The organism is uncultured Tateyamaria sp. (assembly GCF_947503045.1).
Taxonomy (GTDB): Bacteria; Pseudomonadota; Alphaproteobacteria; order Rhodobacterales; family Rhodobacteraceae; genus Tateyamaria.
Genome location: NZ_CANNCF010000005.1, coordinates 48,690 through 69,052, shown reverse-complemented (window position 1 = coordinate 69,052; position 20,363 = coordinate 48,690). Strand labels below are relative to the sequence as shown.

The 20,363-nt window shown below is 55.9% G+C and carries 19 protein-coding genes and 1 pseudogene; 13 read left to right on the top strand and 7 right to left on the bottom strand.

The features are described from left to right. Positions 1–4: 4 nt before the first annotated feature. From Q1A89_RS19020 to Q1A89_RS19000, 5 genes are all read left to right on the top strand, one after another. Complete coding sequence (locus tag Q1A89_RS19020) at positions 5–1,240, top strand: sigma-70 family RNA polymerase sigma factor (protein WP_299732187.1); 1,236 nt, start codon at positions 5–7, stop codon at positions 1,238–1,240. Between the two features lie 69 nt (positions 1,241–1,309). Further along, complete coding sequence (locus Q1A89_RS19015; RefSeq protein WP_299732184.1) at positions 1,310–1,708, top strand: VOC family protein; 399 nt, start codon at positions 1,310–1,312, stop codon at positions 1,706–1,708. A 12-nt stretch (positions 1,709–1,720) separates the two neighbouring features. Further along, positions 1,721–2,119, top strand: coding sequence for an MAPEG family protein (locus Q1A89_RS19010; RefSeq protein WP_299732181.1), 399 nt, complete (start codon positions 1,721–1,723; stop codon positions 2,117–2,119). Further along, positions 2,119–2,463 (top strand): TfoX/Sxy family protein, encoded by a 345-nt coding sequence (locus Q1A89_RS19005; RefSeq protein ID WP_299732178.1) that lies wholly within the window; start codon positions 2,119–2,121, stop codon positions 2,461–2,463. The genes Q1A89_RS19010 and Q1A89_RS19005 overlap by 1 nt, the downstream gene beginning before the upstream one ends. Further along, positions 2,435–2,953: a DUF2461 domain-containing protein gene (locus Q1A89_RS19000; protein WP_299732176.1), complete on the top strand. Its 519-nt coding sequence runs from the start codon at positions 2,435–2,437 to the stop codon at positions 2,951–2,953. Before Q1A89_RS19005 ends, Q1A89_RS19000 begins: the two co-directional genes overlap by 29 nt. 86 nt (positions 2,954–3,039) lie before the next feature. On the opposite strand, the gene Q1A89_RS18995 is transcribed toward Q1A89_RS19000, so the two are convergent. Then, on the bottom strand, positions 3,040–5,115 hold the full coding sequence (locus tag Q1A89_RS18995; protein WP_299732174.1) for a serine/threonine protein kinase: 2,076 nt from the start codon (positions 5,113–5,115) through the stop codon (positions 3,040–3,042). 332 nt (positions 5,116–5,447) lie between these two features. Here Q1A89_RS18995 and Q1A89_RS18990 point away from each other — a divergent pair, with 332 nt between their 5' ends. Together Q1A89_RS18990 and Q1A89_RS18985 are read left to right on the top strand one after the other, a co-directional pair. Next, the gene (locus Q1A89_RS18990) at positions 5,448–6,755 is read left to right on the top strand and encodes an ammonium transporter (protein WP_299732172.1); all 1,308 of its coding nucleotides are present in this window, start codon (positions 5,448–5,450) and stop codon (positions 6,753–6,755) included. A 148-nt stretch (positions 6,756–6,903) separates the two neighbouring features. Continuing rightward, the gene (locus Q1A89_RS18985; protein ID WP_299732168.1) at positions 6,904–7,611 is read left to right on the top strand and encodes a hypothetical protein; all 708 of its coding nucleotides are present in this window, start codon (positions 6,904–6,906) and stop codon (positions 7,609–7,611) included. Between the two features lie 589 nt (positions 7,612–8,200). On the opposite strand, the gene Q1A89_RS18980 is transcribed toward Q1A89_RS18985, so the two are convergent. From Q1A89_RS18980 to Q1A89_RS18965, 4 genes and pseudogenes are all read right to left on the bottom strand, one after another. Then, on the bottom strand, positions 8,201–8,767 hold the full coding sequence (locus tag Q1A89_RS18980; RefSeq protein ID WP_299732166.1) for a hypothetical protein: 567 nt from the start codon (positions 8,765–8,767) through the stop codon (positions 8,201–8,203). After that, positions 8,764–9,750 carry a sialidase family protein gene (locus tag Q1A89_RS18975; protein WP_299732163.1) on the bottom strand — a complete coding sequence of 329 codons (987 nt, stop codon included), beginning with the start codon at positions 9,748–9,750 and terminating at the stop codon, positions 8,764–8,766. Before Q1A89_RS18975 ends, Q1A89_RS18980 begins: the two co-directional genes overlap by 4 nt. 140 nt (positions 9,751–9,890) lie before the next feature. Beyond that, positions 9,891–10,571, bottom strand: coding sequence for a hypothetical protein (locus tag Q1A89_RS18970; RefSeq protein WP_299732160.1), 681 nt, complete (start codon positions 10,569–10,571; stop codon positions 9,891–9,893). Positions 10,572–11,371: 800 nt separating this feature from the next. Continuing rightward, positions 11,372–11,482 (bottom strand): annotated as a pseudogene (locus Q1A89_RS18965) (IS3 family transposase); the annotation flags it as partial. A 26-nt stretch (positions 11,483–11,508) separates the two neighbouring features. On the opposite strand from Q1A89_RS18965, the gene Q1A89_RS18960 reads away from it, so the two are divergent. The 6 genes from Q1A89_RS18960 to Q1A89_RS18935 all read left to right on the top strand — a co-directional run bounded on the left by Q1A89_RS18960 (position 11,509) and on the right by Q1A89_RS18935 (position 18,247). After that, positions 11,509–12,978, top strand: coding sequence for an ATP-binding protein (locus Q1A89_RS18960; RefSeq protein WP_299732157.1), 1,470 nt, complete (start codon positions 11,509–11,511; stop codon positions 12,976–12,978). Further along, positions 12,979–13,740 (top strand): response regulator transcription factor, encoded by a 762-nt coding sequence (locus tag Q1A89_RS18955; protein WP_299732154.1) that lies wholly within the window; start codon positions 12,979–12,981, stop codon positions 13,738–13,740. 139 nt (positions 13,741–13,879) lie between these two features. After that, a complete protein-coding gene (locus Q1A89_RS18950) occupies positions 13,880–14,890 on the top strand; it encodes an ABC transporter substrate-binding protein (RefSeq protein ID WP_299732151.1) in 1,011 nt (336 codons plus the stop codon). A 72-nt stretch (positions 14,891–14,962) separates the two neighbouring features. Beyond that, a complete protein-coding gene (locus Q1A89_RS18945; RefSeq protein ID WP_299732148.1) occupies positions 14,963–16,381 on the top strand; it encodes a sugar ABC transporter ATP-binding protein in 1,419 nt (472 codons plus the stop codon). Between the two features lie 100 nt (positions 16,382–16,481). After that, positions 16,482–17,321: an ABC transporter permease gene (locus Q1A89_RS18940; protein ID WP_299732146.1), complete on the top strand. Its 840-nt coding sequence runs from the start codon at positions 16,482–16,484 to the stop codon at positions 17,319–17,321. Then, a complete protein-coding gene (locus Q1A89_RS18935; protein ID WP_299732144.1) occupies positions 17,318–18,247 on the top strand; it encodes an ABC transporter permease in 930 nt (309 codons plus the stop codon). Before Q1A89_RS18940 ends, Q1A89_RS18935 begins: the two co-directional genes overlap by 4 nt. A 74-nt stretch (positions 18,248–18,321) precedes the next feature. Here Q1A89_RS18935 and Q1A89_RS18930 read toward each other — a convergent pair whose 3' ends face one another. Together Q1A89_RS18930 and Q1A89_RS18925 are read right to left on the bottom strand one after the other, a co-directional pair. After that, positions 18,322–18,738 (bottom strand): hypothetical protein, encoded by a 417-nt coding sequence (locus Q1A89_RS18930; RefSeq protein ID WP_299732142.1) that lies wholly within the window; start codon positions 18,736–18,738, stop codon positions 18,322–18,324. Continuing rightward, positions 18,735–20,360, bottom strand: a complete 1,626-nt coding sequence (locus Q1A89_RS18925) for a VCBS repeat-containing protein (RefSeq protein WP_299732140.1) — start codon at positions 20,358–20,360, stop codon at positions 18,735–18,737. Before Q1A89_RS18925 ends, Q1A89_RS18930 begins: the two co-directional genes overlap by 4 nt. Positions 20,361–20,363: the final 3 nt, after the last annotated feature.

Sequence of the window (20,363 nt, the reverse complement as noted above, 5' to 3'; positions counted from 1 at the left end):
GGACGTGTCGGATTGGTTAACGGCGACTTTCACGCAACAGCGCCCTCAAGCGCTGGCCGCACTTACCCGCTACTTTCGCGATATCGACGTGGCGGAAGACGCCTTTGCCGAGGCCTGCCTCAAGGCCCTGAAGGTCTGGCCGCAGGCAGGCGCGCCGCGTGATCCGCTGGCCTGGTTGCTGACCACCGCCCGGAACGCGGGGCTCGACACTCTGCGCAAGTCCCAGCGGCACCATGCCATCCTCGCGCGCCACAGTGCAGAGTTTCAAACCATGACAGAGGCCACACCCGACCCTGATGAACTGCGCGATGATGTGCTGCGCCTGTTGTTCATCTGTTGCCACCCGGAGCTGGAGCGGCGCGATCAGATCGCCATCGCACTACGGATTGTCGCCGGGCTCAGCGTCGCGGAAATTGCACGCGGCTTCTTGATCAAGCCCAAGGCGATGGAACAACGGATCACCCGCGCCAAAAAGAAGATCGGCAGTGGCTCCGTCGCCTTTGAAACGCCCTCCCCCCAAGAGCGAGGCGCGCGGCTGGGTGAGGTCTCGCTCATGGTCTATTTGATGTTCAACGAAGGTTGGTCTGCTTCTGGCGGCGAGACCCAGATCAAACTGACAGTCTGCGAAGAGGCGATCCGCCTCGCGCGTCTGCTGGCCAATCTGTTTCCTGCCATGGGCGAGCAAGTGGCGCTTTTGTCGCTGCTTCTGTTCCAGCATTCGCGGCGCGATGCCCGCATGGATGCCAACGGTCGGCTGGTCGCGCTGGACGATCAAGACCGCAGCCAATGGGATATGTCCCAGATCGCCGAAGCAACCGCACTGCTGCAAAAAGCCCAGCGGATCAATCACAGGGGCGTCTATATCATTCAGGCCGCTATTGCAGCGGTCCATGCCCGCGCGCGCACGGCCGAAGACACCGATTGGTCGATGATCGCGGCGCATTATGCCGCTCTCTATGCACTGCAACCTTCGCCGGTCGTGCGCCTCAACCAAATCGCAGCGCAGGCAAAGATTGAAGGCCCGGCATACGCGTTGGCCGCATTGGAGCCACTGGCTGACGAGTTGGCACAGTACCGCTGGTTCCATGCCATGCGGGGGGGCCTTTTGCAGGATACCGGCAATCATCCGGCGGCCATCACGGCCTTTGAAACCGCGCTGTCTCTCGGTCCGACGGCACCAGAGCGCATAGCCGTCGAAGAAAAAATAGCGCTCAGCAAAAAAGAGTCGCCCGACCTGTAGGGATCGGGTGCGGTCGTGCGTCCTTGTATCAGACCCGCAGTGTGCGGGCACACACAAGGGAGACAACAGATGAGTATTCTTGACATGACGGCAATCGGCAACGCGGGCTGGATCGGGCACGCCGGGCCGGATCAGGACAAGGCCAAAGCCTTTTATCAAGATGTCCTGGGCTGGACGATCAACAACATGCCGATGCAGGACGGGTCCAGCTATTCGGCGGTTGCAGTGGGCGAAACGGCGATTGGCGGGTTCTCTCCCATGCCCGAGGATAGTGGCAGTTGGACGATCTTTTTCACCGTTGCCGACGTTGACAGCAGCGTCGCCACGGCGACGGAGAAAGGTGCCACCGTCCTGCAGCCACCCATGGATATGCCTGGGGTGGGCCGCATGGCGACACTAACCGATCCGCAGGGGGCACGTTTTGCCGTGATCACCTATGAAAGCATGATGGCTGAGACGCAGGAATAAGAGGTCCCCCAGATGGAACACACGCCACAAATCGCGCTGGTCGTTACGGCGATTTTCGTCCTGCTCAGCATCCCGATGGCGATCTTGGTCGGGGTGCACCGGGCCAAAACAGGCATCCTGCTGTTGCATGGTGACGATGACGCGCTGCTGCGCCTGATCCGGGCCCATGGCAACTTTGTCGAATATGTACCGCTCGCACTGCTGGCTCTGGCCGGTGCGGAAATTGCCGGAGCGGCGCCATGGCTGGTTGCGAGCTGCGGTGGGGTCCTCATCCTGGCGCGACTCATCCACTACTTTGGACTGCGGGCCTCGGCAGAGAGCAAAGGGCGCGCCATCGGGGCCGGACTGACAAACCTGCCAATGCTTGTGCTTGCCGTTGCCATCCTCTGGCACCTTCTTGTGGCCGCCTGATGCCCTTTGACGAGAGCCTCAACCAGCACATGCGCGACGCGCTCGCCGCGCATGTGGGCATCACCGAAAAGCGGATGATGGGTGGCCTCTGTTTCTTCCTCAACGGCAACATGCTGTGCGGTGCGCGTCGCCACAAAGACGGCGTCGGACGGTTCATGTTCCGCGTCGGGAAAGACAACGAAGCGGTGGCCTTGGCAGACCCGGCAGCCAGTGAAGTCATCCACGGCACACGCAAGCTGGGCGGCTTCATCCTGGTGGATGAGGCCGATTGCCCGGATCCGTCGATGCAGCGCTGGTTGCAGATGTGCCTTGCACATGCGGCAGCCCTGCCCGCGAAAGAATAAGGCATATCTCATGAGCACATTTGACAGTTACAGCCCGGACGCGCTGCACTTCCTGCGCGACCTGAAAGCGAACAACACCAAAGACTGGTTCGTTGCAAACAAGGTGACTTACGAACAACACATCAAGGAACCCACCAAGACCTTTGCGAATGACCTGGCCAGCGCGCTTGGCGATCTGACCGGCCAACCGCACGGCAGCAAGATTTTTCGGATTCATCGCGACATCCGCTTTTCAAAGGACAAGACGCCGTACAACGCGCATATCCACATCGCCTTGCGACCGGAAAGTGCAGTAGCGCAGCCGCCCATGTGGTTCTTCGGCCTTTCGCCCGAAAAACCGACGCTTGGTTGCGGCGTGTTTCAATACGAAAAAGAAGCACTCGCCACCTTCCGCACCGCAATGGCAGGCCCTCAAGGGGCAGAGAAGGATATTGAAAACACCGCCTTGAGCACGTTCCCCAATTCACCGGCTGTGCGTCGGGGCGCATAACTGATTTCAACTTACCAAGACGCCCCACTGCTGCCGTTCACTTGGCGAGCAGAATGCTGTGGTGCGGTCTGCGATCATTTCGATGATCAGCGCGGAACCAGCATACTGGCCACTGACATATCGTCATTCCGGCGAACAGCGAGGGTGAGCCGGTCAAGGTTCTGGGCGTTTGCCTGGACCAGGATTTCCGGCAGCGAGGTGCGTTTATTGAATGGTGTTTCCGATCTCAAATCGCCGACCAGGATGTCACCGACTTCAAATTCGCTGCCCGCGGACACGTCTGTCACAACCGTGGACCACGCGCCGTCGATCATGCGGGCTTCGAAAGCTGTGCCGTCGAGGAGCGAGGTCTTGTGGATCACAGCCGCCGAAACCAATTCAACCGCGGCCTCGTTCTGGGAAGCGCCAGCCAGAATGGACAACTGCATCGTGCCACCCTCGGGAGCCTGCATCATCTGATGTAGCGCAGAGTCGATCTCTGAATTGGCCTCCAACGACATGCCGTTGATTGCATATACCGTGTCGGTCGCGACTGGCAGGACGCCGGTCAAATCAACGGACCAGGCCGACGTGACTTGAGGCAAGTCAAAACTCTCGACCAGAAAGTCTGGTGCTGCTTCAGGCGTGTCTGCCAGCGGTTCTAACACCAGTTCGGCTTCGACCGTTGCCTCATCTTGCTCAAGGCTGAGGCCAGCGGATACAATTTCGTCCTCGGCGGCGCTGTCGGCAAGTGCCGGGTCAATATCCTCGGCAAGGGCCGGATTCAGAATGCTGGCCAGCGAAAATTCCGGTGCCGGCACATTCTCCGCTGCCACAACATCGGATGCCACATCCGTTTCTACGAGCGATGCGGTTGCGATCGCGTCGGAGAGTATTGCTTCGGGGGCATCCTGTGCCGTGGTCTCGGCTTCGGGTTCTGTCGCCGCCGCCGGAATATTCAGGAGTGCACTGAGATCCGCAGCAGGCGTCGCTCTCTCGGACGGACCAGATACAACAGCATCTGTTGGAAGTGCGAGGGCCGCAGTCTGGACTTGCTCATCAAGAACAAGAGCCGCGCTTTGGTCTGGCTCTGAAAGAGCAAGAGCCGCAGTTTGGGTCGGCTCAGCAGCAGTGAATGCCGCTGTGGTCTCGTTAGTTGTCGGGGCGGTGTCATTGCTTTGCAGGATATAGACGGCACCGATGATCGGAATGACGAGTGCAATACCGCCCAACAACCGTGCTTTGGTTTTGTTCGTCGTGTCGGACACTGGCTTGGACGCCAGTATGTTGCCGTCTTTCGATTTTGCAGGTGCCTTGACCCCTCCGGAGGGACCCGTGCCCTGCAGGAGTTCGCGCCATTGATCTGCAGATGCGATACGGTCATTGGGCAGGATCGCCATGGCGGTATCAATCGCCCGCAGGAACGGATCGGAATATTCCGACATCCGTCCAGCGACGGGCACGTAAGGATCACCTTCACCGGCTGCAACGGCCGCAAGGCGCGTTTGCGAACCGGCGGGAAGGTCGCCAGTGATCAGATGATAAAAGGTCGCCGCCAAGGCATATAGATCGCTGAACGCGCCCTGAGCGGCACCCGAGACGTAGAATTCCTGCGGACTGTATCCGTCCTTGATGACACGCAATTCGGAGAGCTGTCGGCTTTCCAGCCCAAAATCTTCGCGTGCGGCGCCAAAATCGATCAGGATCGGCTCCAAATCCGATGTCAGCATGATGTTGTCGGGCGAAATATCGCGGTGCAACATGCCCCGATCATGGATTGCGCCAACAGCACCCAGCACCTTGGTGAGGATCACCTCGATCTGTTCCGGTTCCGGGCGGTCCTGCTTTCCTTCGATCACTTCCAGAAGGTCAGAGCCATCAATGTAATCAAGCGCCATATAGGCGGTTTCGTTTTCTTCAAAGACCTGATGCACGCCCACGATATTGGGGTGTTTGACCTTGGCCAGGCTGTGCGCCTCGTCAACGAATTTGCTCACGATGGAGGTGAATCCCTTGACGTGCGAACTGCTGCGCGCCCGGACGGATGTGGCGGACCGGCGGCAGAATGTGCCGGGGAAACACTCTTTGATGATGACCTTACGATTCAGCGAATTTCGCGCAAGGTAAGTGATGCCAAATCCGCCCGCTTGAAGGAAAGAGTCGATCGTATACTGCCCCTGCATCAATTTGTGGCCAGGCGCCAGTTCGTCGCTCGTTGCGCCATCGAAATCAGGTTCTATTGCTTTGGGATGCCCCATACCGAAAATCCACCGTATTTACACACATAATTCACCGCTTATTGAATTGAATAAAATTGTCCGGAACGTGGCATCTTTCTGATCTAATTGAGATTTTTGCTGATGGATCACACGCATTCCGAGCTTTCCGACAACTCATGCGCGATCTTGGCGGACTGTTGTGCGCCGCCAATATACTTCTTTGAAAAACCGTCAGTTTTTTTCTCAAACTGGACATAAATTTGCCTAAAATTTCAGCGATCCGGTAATCAGAACTATTGAGAAAGAGTAGAAAAATGATCAAACAAGTACTTGGAATCGCTGTATTAGCTGGCATTATCGCCGGACCTGCAGCCGCACAACAGGCATCATCAGGTGTGTCTCCGTATGTCATGAACACACTGTTCGTCGTCTTCTGCGGCGTTCTGGTTATGTGGATGGCCGCGGGCTTTGCGATGCTCGAAGTGGGCTACGTACAAACCAAAAGCGTCGTCGCACAATGCGCCAAGAATATTGGCCTATTCGCGATTGCTTCCACGGCCTTCATCCTGACGGGTTACGGCATTATGTTTCCGAACGGCGCATGGATCCTTCCCGGTGTCCTGGGATATGACGGGGTCATCGAAATCACGGATGTCGTAGACTATGGCAGCGACTTCGTCGGACGCGGGCACGCTGGTGCCGCTGACATCTTTTTCCAGTCGATGTTCTGTGTGGCGATTGCCTCAATCGTATCCGGGACAGTTGCGGAACGTATGAAACTGGCGCCATTCTTCATTTTCACGGCGATCTTCACAGCCGTTATCTATCCCATTCAGGCCTCGTGGACCTGGGGTGGAGGTTTCCTTGCATCTGACTTTGGTTTCAAGGACCTGGCAGGCAGCACCGTCATTCACGTCGTCGGAGGCACAGCAGCACTGATTGGTGCGCTTGTCGTCGGGTCGCGGACAGGCCGGTTTGTTGATGGCAAGACCGTTCCTCTTGGCAACGCGTCAATGCCGCTGGCAACCATTGGCACATTGATCCTGTGGATGGGTTGGTATGGATTCAACGCAGGCTCCTACCTCAGCTTCTCGTCGGATGCAGACGCAACGAACGTGGCGCGCATTTTCCTCAATACGAACATGGCGGCTGCTGGCGGGGTTATCGCTGCGGCGTTCATCTCCTACTTCAAAGAGAACCGCTTTGATCTGTCGTTCATGCTGAATGGCGCGCTGGGTGGTCTGGTCGCAATCACGGCGGAACCTTTGTTCCCGACACCGCTGATGGCGTTCTCGATCGGTGTTGGCGCGGGTCTCATCCTGTTCTTTGCGATCCAGCTTCTGGAAGACCTGAAGATCGACGATGTTGTGGGTGCCATTCCGGTTCACCTGTTCTGCGGTGTGTGGGGCACAATTGCCGTCGCATTCACCAATGCGGACGCTACCATCTTTGGCCAACTCGTCTCCGTTGCGATTGTCATGGCCTATGTGGCGGTCGCATCAGGTTTCGTCTGGTACGTGCTGCACAAGTCCATCGGCTTGCGCGTGACATCCGACGCCGAGGATGTCGGGATTGATCAAAGTAGCCTGGTGCTCAACACCTGATCTTTGGATCTCGACGTCACTGACGTTCTTAGCCAAGGCAATCCGAAACGGACTTGCCTTGGCCACAGAGGCAGACGGAAATCTGTCAAATCCAGAATGAGGGAATGCGCCGCGCAGGTCGCGGCTGGTGTTTCCCGGAGTGAAGACGATGAAAAAGATTATGAGTGGCTTCGCGGTCTCGTTGGCGATTATGTCCTCAAGCAGCAGCGCCGAAGTCTTGTTGACCGTAGATGGAAGAGAATACACGCTGACGGCCCTGATGGAGAATTGCCAGACTCTGGTGAAAGATCCAGCAAAACAGATTGCCTGTTTCAACGCTGTATCGACCTTGCTGGAACAACAGACAAGTCAGGCAGAACCAGAAACGCCCACTGACGCGCCAGCCGCTTTGGAAGCATTGCGCACTGTGGCTCAGTACGAGGGTGACGATTCAGGCCTGATCATTCGAGGGACAGATTGTAACGCTCAGATTCTCTACTATGCGAATTACTTTCACATCAGCCGGCGCAATGTGTCTTCGATCGACCTGTTCAGCACCCGGTTCGATGCATCCAAGGTGGACCATGATAAAATCAGCCGCGCTGCGGGCGGCCAGGCCCTTGTGTCCAAAGGTGCGATGCACTCAGGCGCGATTGCCGCATCAATCGGCGGACAGGCCATGGATTCGGCTCAGTATGGAATTGCGCCCAAATCTGCGCGGATGACGGTTGCTGACTACGCAGTCGAGATGGCTGAGCAGCTGACGGCAACCGAAAGCAGCGAATTTGATTTCGTGCTGGTTCACCCGGCAAAACAGCAATCGAGCACTCAAATTTGGAACGCCTTCGATGCCTACCTCGCGGCATGCCAAGGGTAGCTTCGCTCAACCGGCGTAGGCGCTTGCCGGTCCAAATGTGAGTGTTTGAAGGAGAGATGTGAAATGTTCGTAGCTAATGATCGGTGAGCACTGAGGAAGGACGTGCCCTTTCGACTGGGCCGGTTCATCGAGTGCCCGGTACAAATCAGAAATTCCCGCGACGGGCCCATTGCCGACCTCGGATACAGCGGGCATCCGGGGGGTCACGCCCCTCTCCACGGGGACGGCCCATAGCCGTCAAACTGCTGGTGTCATTGTTCTGCATTTTTTCATTGGAGAATGTATGCTTCGCGGAACAACCAATCGATTAATCAAAAACGATGACCGCTTCGATCAAGGTGACAATCCGGTTGTCTCAAAACCGACCAAGCCGTGGTTTTGTCAGCAAACGAAAGCGAATGGAACTCTAAAACCCGGCCGCAGTGGGGAGCAGGTCAGGAGTTGTGCCGTCGTGAACCTGGCGCTTACTTCTCCGCCAAACCGTCGCAAAATCAAACAGAATGATGAGCCAGATCCTCTCTTAGCTCTGGCCGCCATCTGTTCCAATACCCCTGACGACGGACACGCTATGTCTTGTATTATCGCTTGGTCACACTGACCGGGCGTGGCGAGAAATCTCGACGAGCTTTCGTTTTATTAGCCAAATGACACAGACGGGCACTAGTATCGCATGCAAAATTAAATCGAAGAAATTAGTGCTCAAATAACCAAAGGTCCATGTGATTTGAGCAGCAAGGAGCGTCGCCAGAATGAAAAAATGCCGCCGCCAAAGTGTCCAGAGTATGCCAACTAAGGTCACAACTGCCGGAGCGAGAGGGCCATAGCCCATCCGATAAGGATCGACGGTAAACACTCCGATGGAGGCTGCAATAAAAAGAGTGGAAACGATCAGCACCAAAATGACGTCTAGGGTGTGAAATGGCGCGATCTCAATCCACGTACGCCCAAGCACGTCGCGTAAGGCCAATGCCGGAAGAAGAAAACCAAATGGTGCGAGGATTGCCACCATGAGCGGCATAACACTGGGCAATACGAGGCTGGCGACTGCAACGACTACCCCTAGCCCAAGCGCTACTTTAAGCTGCGAAACAGTCAGAGCCACCCGGAAACCGATCCAGAAAGCGATGATCAACCAGGCCAAAAGGTCAAAGTTCATTGAGCATCAACCCATGCGTTATTGAGTACATGGGCCCGGATCCCCTTTTTACTTCCGAACGAGTATACTAACAAAAGCGATCCATCAGGCAGTTGCGCGAAATCCGGATAGCGCACTTCACCTTCGCCGTTTTCAAGCACCGCAATACGCTCCCACTCATGCCCGTCATCAGCAGAGATAGCGAGCGTCAGCGTGTGATTATGGGTAGGATCATCGTTGAAAGCCATCAAGACGCGGCCATCATTCAGCCGGGTTGCAGCGACCGGCGAATTTGGATTTGGCAACCCAAGTAGTTTTGGCGCACCCCAACTTTGTCCGCCATCCTCGGTCCAAGACGCGATTAACCTGTCTGAATCCTTGTCATAGTTACGCGATAGCGCCACGGCCTTTTTAGGCCCCAGCACTACGACTTCCGGTTGAATTGCAAAGCGACCTTGCGTAATGCGACGTTTGTCGACCACGTTTCCCGCTTGATCTAGCCGTACAAGTTCTCCAAAGGCATTCCCCATCTCGAAGTAAGCCGGGATGGCAACGCTGCCATCCACGTAGCGCAGAGTTGAATTCCGGACCAGATATGAGCGGTTTAACATCGGTGAAAGCCGCAGCTTACGAACCGTTGAGACTTCATCACCCACAAACTCTACCCGCGCGATGGAGGCCGCAGCCCAACCACCCACGGACACCACGGTTGCAAGCGCCGCTTTCTCCCCCTCAGCGAATTGTATCGTGTTTCCGAGCGACCATATTTCCTGTGACGGTTGTGTCGCTCTCACCAAATCGTGGCGATCAAAGAACTCACTGACATCTTCTGCCTTCCAGTCACTCTGGCCGTCCTTAAGAGTGATATCCACACTCTTGATCACGACATCTTCGTGACTTTCCCGTGTGCCTTCGAACCACACAACCTGCACACGATCCTCAAAAGTTCTAATGGCAGGCGCATGTGCCGAGGCTGGGCTAGACTCGTAGTCGAACACTGTCATGAATAGTGGGTCACCGCCTGTGGCGGGTGATTCTACCACAGCAAATTCCCAGGAGAGGGGCTCTTCAGTGGTTAAAACGTATGCCGTCAGTATGATGGATAGTGAACAAGCTGTGAGCGCTTGAAAACGAAAGCCCTTCATTACCCCCGCCGTCGCTTAATGTTCTGCGCGCTCGTCACAAGAAGCAGCGCAAAGGCGCCTAAACAGACCTCGTTCAGTTCTCCGCGTTTCGACGAAGGAATCTGATCGATAACTATCGCGAAGGTCAACATTGCAATGCCATGGTGAATTTTGGGCACTGGAAAATAAAGGCTGGAGACCAATCGATGTACACGCTTTCGCCGCGAATAAAGGACAGGCAAGATTAGATAGAAAACCACAAGAAATAGACCAAGTATCTTGCCAAAGACCAATTTGTTCAGGTTAACACCCCGCACCTCGAGGTTGTGTAGATTTGTTTCACTCTGACGATTATTTTCTAAGAAGAATTCTCCGGTTTCTATGCCGAAGATTCTCTGACCCCAAGATATTTCTTCCCCAGACACAAAAATCAGCGCTACTATCATGAGAACGCTGAAAACTGAAAAACAACGCGGATGCGTTTCACGTTCCCGAAGAAAGCGGATTGCCAATATGATTGCCGCCGAAAACAACATAATCGCTGTAGACGTCTCTAATATTCCATCCTCAGGCACGTAAGTGTTGCGGAAGAATTCTTCATCGGAGAACGCCAAATAAAACCCAATAGCAATGATCGCTGCTAAAAATACATAGATCGTAACTTCGATCCAGGTGAGAATGTTTCGCGTCCCTTGGTCCATATCTGCCCTTACTAGTCTACATGTGTATAGATAACACATCGATCCGGATTCATTGAAAAATATGCGCCTGATCGTGTGGTCCTGCTCAGAGTCAAGCTTATCCTAAGTGCGCTGTGCTTGGTACACCAAAAGTGGCTTCAGGTGCCTGACGTCAGACATTTTGGTGCACCGGAGGGGAACCGCCTAGCACTTTGTTCTGCGCCGGAGCTTCTTGAAGAGTTAAAGGATTGATCCTTAGTTTTCAGGTCTGAGCCGAAAGTTATCCACAGGCTAGCGCCTTTGCCGAGGCGGCTGTGGGTGACGATGATCCTGTCGGCAATGCGCCCGACTTGCTGCCCGCACCAGAGGTGTCGCTGTGAGCTGTGCAACGCCCGAGTCTACTGGCAAGCTGGCGGCACAATTCAAAGTATCGCGAAGCAATCACGTAAAACAAAGCCGAAACAGTCACACCTTACTTTTCGCACGATGCCGGAAGAACGTACCAACCTGAACCACCCGATGGGGCAAGCTAAGGACGCATCGATGAAATGATGGTGCCATTTTAACCAGCCAAGGCTGCGGTGATCGCCTATTTTTTGCCAGTATTGCGAACGGGATTTGTCCGATTACAATCGGGTTTAGTTTGGGGTCCTCGGCCACCGTCTTTCTTGGCACAGGTGCAGATTATGGCAGCTAAAACCGAAGATCACGGCCATCTTTAGGGTATCACTCAAGGCTTTTTGTCTTCCGGCTTCTGCTTCACCAGTTGCCCAACTTTTAGTTGAACTTTGCTTTGTCGTCGTCCGTCTCAAGTTCGCGTGGCGTTGCGGGACCTTCAGCCTTTCGCGTCGCCAAATGCGTTCGACCCGCTCGTGGTTCACAAACCACCCCGCTTTGTTCAGCAAACCCGTAACCATGCGATAGCCGTAGCGACAAGCTTCGGGACGCTGGCGACTACGTGCGGCGGGTGGATCGAGCAGATCCTGTCGCGGTTCGGCGCAGCGGCTCTTGCGGGTTTCCGCACGTCATTGTGCTGGAAGGTGCAGCCTGCATTCCAAAGAGAAGCTTGGCGGACGACCTGCGATGGCCTAGCGTTGCTGGCGGAGGAGTCTTGATGAGTGATCGTGACGCCATCAAACTGGAGCACTATCTGGCGATTTCGCGTGCCATCGGCGGAGAACTCGATTTTCAAAACGTGTTGAATCGGATCGCGGGCGCGGTGAAATCCACGCTGCTCGATTACGATCACATGGACGTCGCTGTTATATTGCCAAGCGACAAATCCATGCACGTCGCCATCGAAACCGGTGTGAAAACCTTTTGGGGACGAGATGGAAAACATCAGGAAAACAAGTTTTCACCGATCCGCCAAATGCTGTCAGGTGAGGTGGATCTCCTGACGACGAGCGATGCATGGGAAGACCCCAGGTTTCACTTCGAAGGCTCGTTCGATGAACCGATTTTTGCAGCCAACCTTCACAGCCGAATTCATGTGGCGCTGAACGTGCATAGCGAGGTTTTGGGCGCGCTCAACATCTCGTCGCACAAGAAAAACGCATATAGCGAGAACGACGTCGAAGTGGCGCGCAATATTGCTGATCTGATCTCGCCCTACATTTACGCCCTGTCGATGGGTGAACAGGCGCGCGTGTCGGCTTTGGCAGAAGGCGCCGCACGCGGTCGGGAACAATCCCTGCGGCTGGGCGCGCAGAAACTGACCGAAGCGATGGAGGCTGAACGCCAGCGTTTGGGGATGGAACTTCATGATCAGACATTGGCAGATCTGTCGGCGATTTATCGAAGGGTGGAGCGGCTCGCCGAGGTCCCACAACCGGAAGGACGCGAGCTGCGTCATGTGTCTGATACAATTTCGCGCAGCATGGCCGAATTGCGCGGCATCATCGAAAACGCCAAGCCCGGTGTTCTTGATCTTTTTGGACTGACCCAAGCCATCGAGGCTCAGCTCATCCGGTCGACCCAAGGGCTTGATCGCCAGATTGCCACTTCGATCACGGACAGCACAAACAACGCAATGGATCGTGGTGCATATCGAATTCGTCTGGCCGTGTTCCGCATCGTGCAAGAGGCGGTAACCAACGCCGTCAAGCATTCGGGGTGCGGGGCGATCAGCGTGGCGTTGTCACAAGAAAACGACGCAATCCGGGTCGAGGTGTCCAACGATGGGGTCGAACCCGCCGAAGGGTGGCGTCGTTCGCCGCGTGGCGTGAACAACATCAAAGTGCGTGCGGATTTGATCGGGGCGACGGTGGCCTTTGTGCGGAACCCATGCGGCACAGGCAGCAAGACCATCCTGACTGTCCCATTGGCCGAGCTTGAAGAACAAGGCGAGCCTGATGCGGATGAAGGGCCTACTTTCCAAGGCTTGGAGACTGCTTTTGGTGCACAGCTTCATACTGAGGACGTTTAAGTGAATATTCTGATTGCCGAGGATGACCCTTTTCATCGATCATTTCTGTCAAGCACAGTGCGCAGCGCTTTGCCCAATTGCGATACACTGCACGAGGCACGCGACGGTAGTGAGGCGATCTCGCTGGCGCTGGAACACGAGATCGACGGGGTGGTGATGGATCTGCAGATGCCCAATGTCAGCGGCATCGCAGCAGCCTCGTCAATCTGGTCGAAACGCCCAGATATGCGCATTCTTTTCTGGTCGAACTATTCTGACGAAGCGTATGTGCGCGGCATCTCCAAGATCGTACCCAAGGAGGCGGTCTACGGCTACCTGCTCAAGACCGCATCAGAGCACCGGCTTGAACTGGCCGTGCGCGGCGTGTTTGAGGAAGACCAATGCATCATCGACCGCGAGATCAGAGGCGTGCAGCAGCGCAGCGAAGATCTTCACGAAGGTCTTTCAAACACCGAGTTCGAAGTGCTCATCGATATCGCCCTTGGCATGACCGACAAATCCATCGCCATGCGCCGCTCTATATCGACCCGGTCAGTCCAAAGCCGCCTGAAGCAGCTCTATGAAAAACTGGGCATCGATCCGGGAAACGCGCAAACCAATCCGTTCAACTCGCGCACGCGCGCTGTGGCCATCGCATTGTCGCGCGGCCTGTTGAACCTCGAAGGCATGTCCGTGGCGGATGCCGAAATGCGCACGTGGCTGGATCAGCAGCATAATGCAGAAGGCCAAACAGATGCGGGAACCCGCATGAAGCGCTGTTAAGACACGCAGCCCTAGCGTCGCTAAGGCAGGTTCCGCAACGACAACGCAGCCATAAACTGACGCATAATAAGAACAAGAAAGGGTGGTTCACAAGAAAATCAGCCGTTCAACCAAAACTGACTTGAATTGGGAGGAAGAAATGAAAGCTTCAACACTGGGTACAATTTGCCTGACGGTCGCTGCTGGTTTGATGAGCACATCTGCCATCGCCGACACGTCAGACAAGCGCATCGCATTGTCCAACAATTATGCGGGCAATTCGTGGCGTCAGGCGATGCTGACAAGCTGGGAAAAAGTCGGAGGTTCAGCCGTTTCAGATGGCACCGTCGCAGCCGCGGACGCATTCACCACAGCTGAAAACCAGGTGACCGAACAAGCCGCACAAATCCAAAACCTGATACTACAAGGCTATGATGCCATCGTCATCAACGCCGCGTCTCCCGAAGGGTTGAACGGCGCTGTAAAAGAGGCGTGCGACGCTGGCGTCGTTGTCGTTTCCTTTGACGGCATCGTGACAGAGCCGTGCGCCTACCGGATTGCAGTTGATTTCAAAAACATGGGCAAAGTACAGGTCGAATATCTTGCAGGCCGCATCGACGGCGGCGATCTTCTGGAAATTCGAGGTCTTGCTGGCGTGTTCGTCGATGACGAGATTTCCGCAGGCATTCATGAAGGTGTCGCCGAAAACGCGCAATTCAAAATCCAAGGCTCCGTGCATGGCGATTGGGCGCAAGACGTAGCTCAAAAAGCTGTGGCTGGCATCTTGCCAAGCCTGCCCGAGATCAAGGCCGTGGTTACCCAAGGCGGTGACGGATATGGCGCAGCACAGGCCTTTAAGGCAGCGGGTCGTCCAACACCGATCATCGTGATGGGCAACCGCCATGACGAGCTGACCTGGTGGAAAGAGCAAAAAGACGCAAACGGCTATGAGACAATGTCAGTCTCGATTGCGCCCGGTGTGTCGACCCTTGCGTTCTGGGTGGCTCAGCAAGTGCTTGACGGCAAAGAAGTGCCACAAGACTTGTCGGTGCCATTTCTGACCATCACACAAGATACACTTGAGGTCAGTCTGTCCAACACGCAGGCTGGTGGTGTCGCAAATGTCGAGTACTCTCTGGATGACGCGAAAGCGGTTATCTCGGGTAACTGATCCTCCCTGGGCTTTTGAACCGCATGAACTTAGTGAATTGAGAACAACATGCGGGACAAAGCCTTGGTTTCGATGAGCGGCGTCGAAAAAAGTTTCGGCGCCGCTCGCGCTTTGACAGGTGTTGATCTGGAAGTGGCGCGCGGGGCCTGTGTTGGTCTGGTTGGCCACAATGGTGCAGGCAAATCTACCTTGATGAACGTGCTTTCGGGCGTGATCAAAGCCGACGCAGGGCATGTCTCAATCGGCGGCGAACCCTTGGACGCCAGCTATGACACAGCGCGCGCGGCAAGCCTTGGCGTGCGCACCGTCTTTCAGGAACTCTCACTGTGTCCGAACCTGACAGTGGCAGAAAACCTGCGCATTTCTCACCCGTCGATCAAAGGTTTTGGCTGGCGCAAATCCGCACGCAATGTCATCGCAGATCAGCTTGACCAGATGTTTCCCGGCCATGGAATTTCGGCCGATGCCGAAGTGGGCAGCCTGTCGATTGCGCAGCGTCAAATCGTCGAAATCGCCCGGGCCTTTTCCAAAGTTGAAAGCAGTATTGAACTTGTCATTCTTGACGAGCCGACGTCCTCGCTTGATCAGAACACAGCCGCGCAACTGGTGGCCTTTGTGCGCAGTTTCGTGGCGGATGGTGGCAGCGTCATTTTGATCTCGCATCTGCTGGGCGAAATTCTCGAAGCCTCTGACCAGATCGTCGTGATGAAAGATGGACGTACTGTCGCGGTTGACGCGGCAAGCAATTTTGATCGCGACAGGCTGGTGCGCGACATGGGCGATGTACTGACTGAAACCAGCAAATTCGGCGGCCGCGCCTCAACAAAACAAAATGCGCCAGCGGTGATTTCCGGAGGAGAGCTCACGGTCTATCCTGGCGAAATCATCGGGTTCGCAGGCCTCAGCGGGCACGGTCAAACCGACACGCTGGTACGCATTTTTGAGGCATCCCAAGGCGCACGCAACACGCTAAGTGTGAGCGAACCTGCGGTTTTCGTCGCGGGCGACAGACAGACCGACGGCGTCTTCCCGCTTTGGTCAATCTCGCAAAACATCTTCGTCAGCTCTCTGGAACGCCTGACCAAAGGGCTCGCCATCAACTTCGCGCAAGCCGAAGATGAAGCCCAGCAGTGGCAAAAAACGCTGTCGATCCGCACGCCGGATATGAAAAACAACATCCTGTCACTCTCTGGCGGCAACCAGCAAAAGGCACTTTTCGCCCGTGCACTTGGCGCCAAGGCCCCGATCATCCTGATGGACGACCCGATGCGCGGTGTGGATGTGGGAACCAAGCAAGATGTCTATGAAATCCTGTCGCAAGAGGCTGAAAAAGGGCGCGCCTTGGTTTGGTACACAACCGAAACTGACGAGCTGAAACACTGCGACCGCGTGTATGTATTCCGCGAAGGAAAAATCATGGCTGAACTCTCGGGCGATGATCTGACCGAGGCGAACATCCTGAGCAATTCCTTTGATAAAGAAGACGCATAAGGTGCAACGTTTTCTAACCCCCAATGCCCTACGTACGCTTTTGCCGGTTCTCTCCCTGGCAGCCCTGCTTGGCGCAATCTTTTATCTTCAACCGCGCACGATGAGCTATTTCGGCCTGAACCTTCTGCTCAATCTGGCCGTTCCCATTGCGCTGGCCACAATCGCGCAGATGTTCATTCTATGCGTGAACGATCTTGATCTGTCGCTGGGCGCCTTTATCTCGCTGACCGCCTGTATCACGGCAACTTGGCTGTTCGACACACCCTTTCTGGGCATCCTCGCACTGTTGGCCTGCATTGCGGCCTATGGCGTGATGGGCGCACTGATCCACCTGCGGAACCTGCCGTCCATTGTGGTGACTCTGGGCATGTCTTTTGTCTGGACCGGCATTGCCGTCTTGATCCTGCCGACACCGGGCGGGTCGGCACCCGACTGGATCAGAACGTTGATGACGCTGAAACCCGCCTTTGTCCCGTTCCCGATCATCGCCTCGGTCGTCATTGCGCTTGTGGTGCATATCGGCCTGATGCGCTCGGCCACAGGGGCGGTGCTGCGCGGTGCGGGCGGCAATCCGAAATCCGTTGAACGTGCAGGATGGTCGCTGTTGCGGGTGAAAGTGACAATGTTCTCCCTCGCTGGTCTGTTCGGCGTGCTCTCTGGCATGGCGCTTGTCGGGCTCACGACCTCGGCAGATGCCAACATTGCGCTGCGCTACACACTCCTTTCGATCGCCGGTGGCATCTTGGGCGGCGGCGAATTTGTCGGTGGCCGCGTCTCTCCTATCGGAGCGGTCATCGGCGCGATCACCCTTGCATTGGCGGGTTCTTTCCTAAGCTTCCTGCGACTCAACCCGGATTGGCAAATCGGGGCGCAAGGCGCGATCCTGATTTTGGTGTTGGCGCTAAGGCTGCTGATCAGCGCAAGAGAGAACCGGTCATGACCGCGCTGATACAAAAGCCGTGGATCTGGGCGTGGATTGGCGCTGTTTCCATGTGGTTGATCATCACCATCGTCACAGACATCGGTGCAGGAGCCGAAGTGATGTCTGCTGCTGCCTCCTTCGGAACCTTTTTTGTCATCGTCGCCATCGGACAGATGTTCGTGATAACCTTGGGGCCGGGCAATGTTGATTTGTCCATTCCCGCCTGCATGACGCTGTCCGCGACTCTGGCCATGAAGTTCATGAACGGGGATCCGTCTCTTTTGCTGCCAGGGCTGCTGATCTCCTTGGGCGTTGGTCTGGTGATTGGCACGCTGAACTTCCTGCTCATCCTGTTTTTGCGTATTCCACCGATCATCGCCACGCTGTCAGCGTCGTTTCTTTATCAATCAACAGCCATCTGGTCGAACCGGGGATTGCGCGTCAAACCGCCTGAGCTTTTGGGCGACTTCGCGGTTGCAAAGGTGTTCGGGGTGCCCTTCCTGACACTCGCCGCACTGGTTTTGACGGTCGCGATGGCATTCCTGTTGCACCGCACCCGGTTCGGCCTGTCGGTCTTGTCGATCGGGCAAAACCAAAAAGCCGCGAAACTGGCCGGAGTCCGGGTCGAGCGTGTGCGCTTTGTCACCTATGTCATGTGCGCCGTGCTGGCCGCAATTTGCGGGTTCTTCCTTGCAGGTTTCTCCGGTGGCGCGGCGCTGAACATGGGCGAGCAATACCTTCTGATGTCCATCGCCGTCGTCGTCATCGGTGGAACATCCGTGGCTGGCGGTTTTGCCAACCTGACCGGTCTTTGGGGCGCGTCACTGTTCATGTTCCTGCTGGTGTCGATGCTCAACACCTTCGGTTTGTCCGCTGGCTTCCGCCTGATCTTCACAGGCGCTATTATTGTTGCGGTGATCGTGATTTCGGGCCGGAAAACTTAGAGCGTACGCGTCCTAGAGGCCCTTCAATCGAACATTGGGAAGACCGTGGCCGGTGGTTGAATGTCGTGGCAGAACTATATCTTGTCAGGCGGGAATATGCTGGCTTTTCTGTCTATCCAGATGGAAAGACTGAATCCCGCAAGCAGGCCAAGCCCGATCATCAGTGACGAATAGCACAGCGGTCGGCCGGTTTCGGAACGCGGACAGGTGGGTATGCCAGCCAGTTCAAGACTGGTGCCTGCCAGCGCCAGGCCGACGACCGGTGCCGCCCCGACAAAGAAGAGCCATTTGAGGCCCCGCCACCCGATACTGACCGCCGCGCCCATCGCCGCATAGGATATGGAGACCACATGGCAGGCCGGTATCGGTCCCAGCATCGGGCAGGCATTCCCGGTTTGTATCTGCGTCAGCGAAATCGGGACAATCCTGCCCAGCACCACGAGGCAGGCAAGCAGTACAGCTGCGCGCAACAGGCGGCTGATCCAGATCACAGGCCCGGATTTTCAAAGGCTAGGGTTTCATCCCGGAAGCTGCCGCGCTGTGTTTCGGTTGCACCTCCGAGATAACGCACCACCACGGATGTGGCTTGTTGCTGGCCCAGTCCTGCGATGATCACCCGGCTGCTGTCAGAGGCCAGCCCTTCGCCTGAGACATAGGGTTTGTGCAAAACTGTGCCGTCCTCCAGCGTGATCTCCACCATTGCACCAATGCTGTCAACGTCTTGCGGCAACACTATCTTCAGATAGCCATTGGCCGTGTCGCCCTGGCTGAGAAATGCCTGCGATTTGCCCGCGATGTTGATATGCACCACGTCGGGGCGTCCGTCGCCGTTGAAATCGGCGGTCAGCGGCGAAATGGAGTATTGTCGGTTCACGACCCCGTTCATCGCTCCTATTTCGGCCATTTCACCAGAGGCGGTCTGGACCAACATGCGCCCGGGCAGGCGCAGCCAGCCGATCTTGTGGAAAGGGGCAGAGACGAAGTTCTGCGATACAATCAGGTCCTCGCGCCCATCGAGATTGAGGTCTTCGTGGCTCATTCCCCACGCGAATTCGTAATCCGCGATCTTCAAGGCCTCGGCTTGATCGGTGAACCCGCCCTTGCCATCTGCCACGAAAGCAATCCACTTGCGATGCAACGGCTGGTCCTCGCGCAAATCGCCGCGCACCATAAAGGTCGGCGGTGTCGATCCGATGTTTGAAAAGCTGTAGTCGGTCAACCCGTCGTTGTTGAGGTCGGCAATGCCAATGCCCATCGGGTAGGATGGCAGATCCGAATTCGGATTGGCCACGTTCGTGAAATTGCCTGTGCCGTCATTGAGGTAGGTGCGGACATGGCCCGTGTCATGGGCCACGATCAGATCCAGATCACCGTCCCCTTCAAAATCACCGAAAGCGGCCTGAAAGGTGTTGTGCAGATATTGCAATCCGCGCGCTTTGGTTTCGTTGGAAAAGCTGTTGTCGCCGTTGTTGATGAACAGCTCCGACGTGCCGCCATAGCCCTCTTTATTGAATATGTTCAGACCTTCGATCAATTCGTTCCGGATGTAGCCAGAGATATACATGTCGAAGTGGCCATCACCATTCACATCCGCAACAGCTATCGACAAACCTGTGGTCTTGTCGTTCATCTCGGCATCTAGTTTCTGTGCGGTGAAAGTCCCGCCGGTATTGGTGTAGAGCCAGATGCCCTCGGGATGAGTGACCAACATGTCGGGTTGACTGTCTTTGTTGTGATCAATCACGAGTGCGCCAAGCGCCGTGCCGTCCGCCTGTTTGGACAGACCCGCCTGATCCGGGACCTCTGCGAAACTTCCATTCTCGAATTTGAAAACGCCGTTTTCCTGTTGATAGCCGCCGCCAATGAACAGCTCTTCGGTGCCATCTCCATCGATGTCGATTGCCGCGCTCCCGGTAATGGGCAGCGATGTTGCATCCGCGTGTTGTTGGTCGAACGGCACCTCGACCTGTGTGAATTCGGGCACCACTGTGTCGCCCAGATCAACGTCATAATCCACGCGCCTGTCGTTTATCGTATAGGCAGCCATGGCGATCATCATCATCAGGATCAGGGCCATCATGACGCGGGGGATGTATTTCAATTTACCAAGCACGTT

Coding starts and splice junctions, on each gene's coding strand:
- Q1A89_RS18970 (WP_299732160.1), bottom strand. CDS start 10,571: ATGGACCAAGGGACGCGAAACATTCTCACCTGGATCGAAGTTACGATC.
- Q1A89_RS18945 (WP_299732148.1), top strand. CDS start 14,963: ATGAGCGGCGTCGAAAAAAGTTTCGGCGCCGCTCGCGCTTTGACAGGT.
- Q1A89_RS18980 (WP_299732166.1), bottom strand. CDS start 8,767: ATGAACTTTGACCTTTTGGCCTGGTTGATCATCGCTTTCTGGATCGGT.
- Q1A89_RS18975 (WP_299732163.1), bottom strand. CDS start 9,750: ATGACAGTGTTCGACTACGAGTCTAGCCCAGCCTCGGCACATGCGCCT.
- Q1A89_RS18950 (WP_299732151.1), top strand. CDS start 13,880: ATGAAAGCTTCAACACTGGGTACAATTTGCCTGACGGTCGCTGCTGGT.
- Q1A89_RS18985 (WP_299732168.1), top strand. CDS start 6,904: ATGAAAAAGATTATGAGTGGCTTCGCGGTCTCGTTGGCGATTATGTCC.
- Q1A89_RS19015 (WP_299732184.1), top strand. CDS start 1,310: ATGAGTATTCTTGACATGACGGCAATCGGCAACGCGGGCTGGATCGGG.
- Q1A89_RS18940 (WP_299732146.1), top strand. CDS start 16,482: ATGAGCTATTTCGGCCTGAACCTTCTGCTCAATCTGGCCGTTCCCATT.
- Q1A89_RS19010 (WP_299732181.1), top strand. CDS start 1,721: ATGGAACACACGCCACAAATCGCGCTGGTCGTTACGGCGATTTTCGTC.
- Q1A89_RS18935 (WP_299732144.1), top strand. CDS start 17,318: ATGACCGCGCTGATACAAAAGCCGTGGATCTGGGCGTGGATTGGCGCT.
- Q1A89_RS18995 (WP_299732174.1), bottom strand. CDS start 5,115: ATGCAGGGGCAGTATACGATCGACTCTTTCCTTCAAGCGGGCGGATTT.
- Q1A89_RS19005 (WP_299732178.1), top strand. CDS start 2,119: ATGCCCTTTGACGAGAGCCTCAACCAGCACATGCGCGACGCGCTCGCC.
- Q1A89_RS19000 (WP_299732176.1), top strand. CDS start 2,435: ATGCGGCAGCCCTGCCCGCGAAAGAATAAGGCATATCTCATGAGCACA.